The sequence below is a fragment of the Pseudomonas sp. HMWF006 genome, from assembly GCF_003061205.1.
Lineage (GTDB): Bacteria > Pseudomonadota > Gammaproteobacteria > Pseudomonadales > Pseudomonadaceae > Aquipseudomonas > Aquipseudomonas monsensis.
Genome location: NZ_QAIU01000213.1, coordinates 6,206 through 9,466, shown reverse-complemented (window position 1 = coordinate 9,466; position 3,261 = coordinate 6,206). Strand labels below are relative to the sequence as shown.

Annotated in this window: 7 protein-coding genes; 2 read left to right on the top strand and 5 right to left on the bottom strand. The window is 59.4% G+C overall.

The features are described 5' to 3' along the window. The 3 genes from DBR24_RS31745 to DBR24_RS08430 form a co-directional block, all read right to left on the bottom strand. The coding region (locus tag DBR24_RS31745; RefSeq protein WP_256591343.1) for an SOS response-associated peptidase family protein at window positions 1-207 on the bottom strand (207 nt) is incomplete at its 3' end. Window positions 208-243: 36 nt separating this feature from the next. After that, window positions 244-504, bottom strand: coding sequence for a putative signal transducing protein (locus tag DBR24_RS08435; protein ID WP_025109321.1), 261 nt, complete (start codon window positions 502-504; stop codon window positions 244-246). Window positions 505-513: 9 nt separating this feature from the next. Then, complete coding sequence (locus DBR24_RS08430; RefSeq protein ID WP_128614484.1) at window positions 514-696, bottom strand: CPXCG motif-containing cysteine-rich protein; 183 nt, start codon at window positions 694-696, stop codon at window positions 514-516. 142 nt (window positions 697-838) lie between these two features. On the opposite strand from DBR24_RS08430, the gene DBR24_RS08425 reads away from it, so the two are divergent. Further along, complete coding sequence (locus DBR24_RS08425; protein ID WP_177490484.1) at window positions 839-2,002, top strand: 1-acyl-sn-glycerol-3-phosphate acyltransferase; 1,164 nt, start codon at window positions 839-841, stop codon at window positions 2,000-2,002. 90 nt (window positions 2,003-2,092) lie between these two features. On the opposite strand, the gene DBR24_RS08420 is transcribed toward DBR24_RS08425, so the two are convergent. Then, a complete protein-coding gene (locus tag DBR24_RS08420; protein WP_123463083.1) occupies window positions 2,093-2,371 on the bottom strand; it encodes a hypothetical protein in 279 nt (92 codons plus the stop codon). Between the two features lie 193 nt (window positions 2,372-2,564). On the opposite strand from DBR24_RS08420, the gene DBR24_RS08415 reads away from it, so the two are divergent. Then, the gene (locus DBR24_RS08415; RefSeq protein WP_123463209.1) at window positions 2,565-2,771 is read left to right on the top strand and encodes a hypothetical protein; all 207 of its coding nucleotides are present in this window, start codon (window positions 2,565-2,567) and stop codon (window positions 2,769-2,771) included. Window positions 2,772-3,039: 268 nt separating this feature from the next. Here the strand turns inward: DBR24_RS08415 and DBR24_RS31740 are convergent. Beyond that, window positions 3,040-3,261, bottom strand: a 222-nt coding sequence (locus tag DBR24_RS31740) for a YajG family lipoprotein (RefSeq protein WP_256591341.1), incomplete at its 5' end; no start/stop codon positions are given.

Sequence of the window (3,261 nt, the reverse complement as noted above, 5' to 3'; positions counted from 1 at the left end):
CGCCGGGGTTTTCGACAAGTCGGTCAGCCACGGCGGCGTCAGCCCCCAACGGGCGCGGGCCAGCGTGCGCTGGCCATCGGCTTCGGCCCGCAGCATCAACACCGAATCATTGGGAGAAATGTTCCACTGCGCCTGCTGATCGGCGGGAAAACCGGGCAGGGCCGCGAAATCGCGGTTCCAGCGAAACAGGGCATAACGTCCACACATGGGGCAACACGACTCAGAAAGAAAACGAACGTCAGCCTAACAGACCAGCGTCCCGGGGAAGCTCTCCGGTTCATCGCCGGGCAGCGGCAGCGCGGCATTGTACGCGGTGATCAGCTCGCGGGCGTATTCGGCCTGATCGTTATCGACCGACAGCCCCAGCAGACCGAAAATCGGCAACTCCCCCGTGCCGCCGAGCAAATCGCGGCCCACCAGATGCGCCTCGATGCCTTCACTGGCGAGCATGCCCTTGAGCATCTCGCCTTCCATCAGGTTTTCCGGCTCGTAGATTCGCTGCATGGGCGCCCCTCATTCGTTTTCGCTGAACACTTCCAGAAACCAGTCCCCGTCGTGCACCTGCAAGACAAACTTGATCGGTCGACAACACACCTGACAGTCCTCGATATAGGTCTGATCGCCATCGGACAGGTCCAGCGTCGTCTCGACCTCTTCACCACAATACGGACATTCATACAGTGCGCTTTCCAGCATCGCGGTCTCCCAGGTGACTTGTGCGTATAATCGCCGGTCTATTTGCAGGGCTATTTTTGTCTGGCTGCTTTTTCAGACCGTGCCTCGCGGGTTTTCGATCAAAACCTTTACTTACCCTAGCCGTTTCCAACAAGAGAGCATGATGGGCGAATTCGATGCCATCCGACCTTACGACGACAGCGAAGTACCTGCGGTACTGGCACGACTGCTCGGCGACAAGGCGTTTCTAGATATCCTCACCCACTTCCGCTTCCCGCGTTTTGCCGGTGCCTTCGGCTGGATGCTCAAACCTCTTATAGCCCATCGTTTGCGTCGTGAGTTCGCCGACGTCAATTCGGTGGCCACTTTGCAGGACAAAGTCGAGTTCTACGTCGACCACACCATCGAGCGCGCCACCGACGGCGTGACCTACACCGGTGTCGAGCAATTCAAATCCGGCAGCGCCTATCTGTTTATCGCCAACCATCGTGACATCGTGATGGACCCGGCCTTCGTCAACTACGCCGTGTACCACGCCGGCCTGCCGACCCCGCGCATCGCGATTGGCGACAACCTGCTGCAAAAGCCATTCGTCAGCGACCTGATGCGTCTGAACAAGAGTTTCATCGTGCACCGTTCGATCACCGGACGTCGCGAGAAAATGGCCGCGTACCAATTGCTGTCGGCGTACATCAACCACTCGATCCGCAACGATTGCGCGTCGATCTGGATCGCGCAGGCCGAAGGCCGGGCCAAGGACGGCGACGACCGTACCGAGTCGGCGATCCTCAAGATGTTCCACATGAGCCGCAAGGACGAGCCGTTCGGCGAAGTCATCCAGTCGCTGAACCTGACCCCGGTGTCGATCAGCTACGAATACGACCCGTGCGACCAGGCCAAGGCCCGCGAGTTGTACATCCGCGCCACCACTGGCACCTACGCCAAGGCGCCGGGCGAGGATGACGTAAGCATTGCCAAGGGGATCACCGGCTACAAGGGCCGGGTGCACGTGAACTTTGCCGCGCCGATCACTGAATTGTTCGAAGACACCAAGCAATTGGCGATCGAGATGGACAAGCAGATTCTCGGCGGGTATCGCCTGTTCCCGGTGCACTACCTGGCGTATGCGATGTGGGCGGATGCCGATCCGCAACTGAACGTGCCGAAAGCCGCCGAGGTGTTCCCAGCCGATGAACTGGCCAAGGCGCAGGAAGAGTGGCAGAGCCGACTGGACGCCTGCCCTGAAGAGCACCGTCCGTATCTGGTGCTGCAATATGCGACGCCGGTGCGCAATCAGTACCGGGTCAAGGCTGGGTTGCCGTTGTAAGCGGCATGCACCAGACGCGACAACGGCGCCTTCGGGCGCCGTTTTTTATGCCTGCCTCATACTTTTGTGGCGAGGGGCATGTACTCAACTTCAGAAGCGGGTGCTGATCCAGGAGATGAGCAGGGCCAGGCCGAGGCAGGCAAATCCGAAGCGATAGAAAAACCGGTTCATGCGCAACGTCGCCCAATCCAGAATCGGCTCGGCGTCCGGCAAGGCCTGGCGTTGCGCGGCGATGCTGGCCATGGCGCGTTGTTCACGACGACGGGTCGCGTGCAGCAGCCAACTGCCCGGAAAGGCCAGGGCCAGCGCCAGCAGGTTGATCAATTTGGCGGGATGGGCGGTAAACAGCGTCATCAAGTGCAGCGACATCACAGACCTCAGACTAAATCGGTGTGGCAGGCGCCAGATCGACGACCGCGGCACGGATTCTACCGAAAGCCTCCTTCACTACCCTACCCTTTGCGACAAATAACCCGACAATCGACCGATGGCTGTCCTGTGTCACGGCTTCGTCATGTGGATACGCCACCCTGCGCGCCTCGAAACACACATGGAACGCGACATGCTTCACGCTGAAAACCAGGATCGTCTGTACCTCATCACCCCTTACGAAGAACAACAGAGCCTCGTCGGCGGTCTCGCCTTCAATGTGCAGGATCGCCATTGGCTGGTGTATTGCGCCCTCGGCGGGCATCAGCATGCGGATTTGCCCGAGACCGACTTGCTGACGGGTGTCAGCGTTCTCGACTTCTACTCGCAGGCAGCCTGAAAGCAAAAGCACCCTCACCCTGACCCTATCCCGGAGGGAGAAGGGACTGACCGGGTTGTCTGGTCGAGGTACATCGACCTGAAACTTCGAGGTGAATGTAGACCTCAAGAACAACGCAAATCGGCTCCCTTTCCCCCTCGCCCCCTGGGGGGAGAGGGTTGGGGTGAGGGGGAAAGGATCTTCCCGACAACACAACTCTCAAACTCTGCACCCACAAAAAAGCCCGAAACCATCACTGGCCCCGGGCTTTTTCACATCTACCGAACACTTATTCGGCGAGGATCTGGCCCACGGTCGGATCCTTGAACAGACGGGTCAAGGCGTCGCTCAACACGTCGCTGACCAGTTTGGTGTTGGTTTCCTGATTCGGCGCCATGCCGAAACGCTGATCCAGCGACGCACCATAACGACCGCTGTAACGGCGATTGGCATTCTGTACGTCGGAGCGGAACGTTGCACCGATGGTCGCTTCGGTCACGTACATGCCTTC

Bases quoted from the DNA above. Each gene is read 5' to 3' on its own strand.
- DBR24_RS08425 (WP_177490484.1), top strand. From the start codon at position 839: ATGGGCGAATTCGATGCCATCCGACCTTACGACGACAGCGAAGTACCT.
- DBR24_RS08435 (WP_025109321.1), bottom strand. From the start codon at position 504: ATGCAGCGAATCTACGAGCCGGAAAACCTGATGGAAGGCGAGATGCTC.
- DBR24_RS08420 (WP_123463083.1), bottom strand. From the start codon at position 2,371: ATGTCGCTGCACTTGATGACGCTGTTTACCGCCCATCCCGCCAAATTG.
- DBR24_RS08430 (WP_128614484.1), bottom strand. From the start codon at position 696: ATGCTGGAAAGCGCACTGTATGAATGTCCGTATTGTGGTGAAGAGGTC.
- DBR24_RS08415 (WP_123463209.1), top strand. From the start codon at position 2,565: ATGCTTCACGCTGAAAACCAGGATCGTCTGTACCTCATCACCCCTTAC.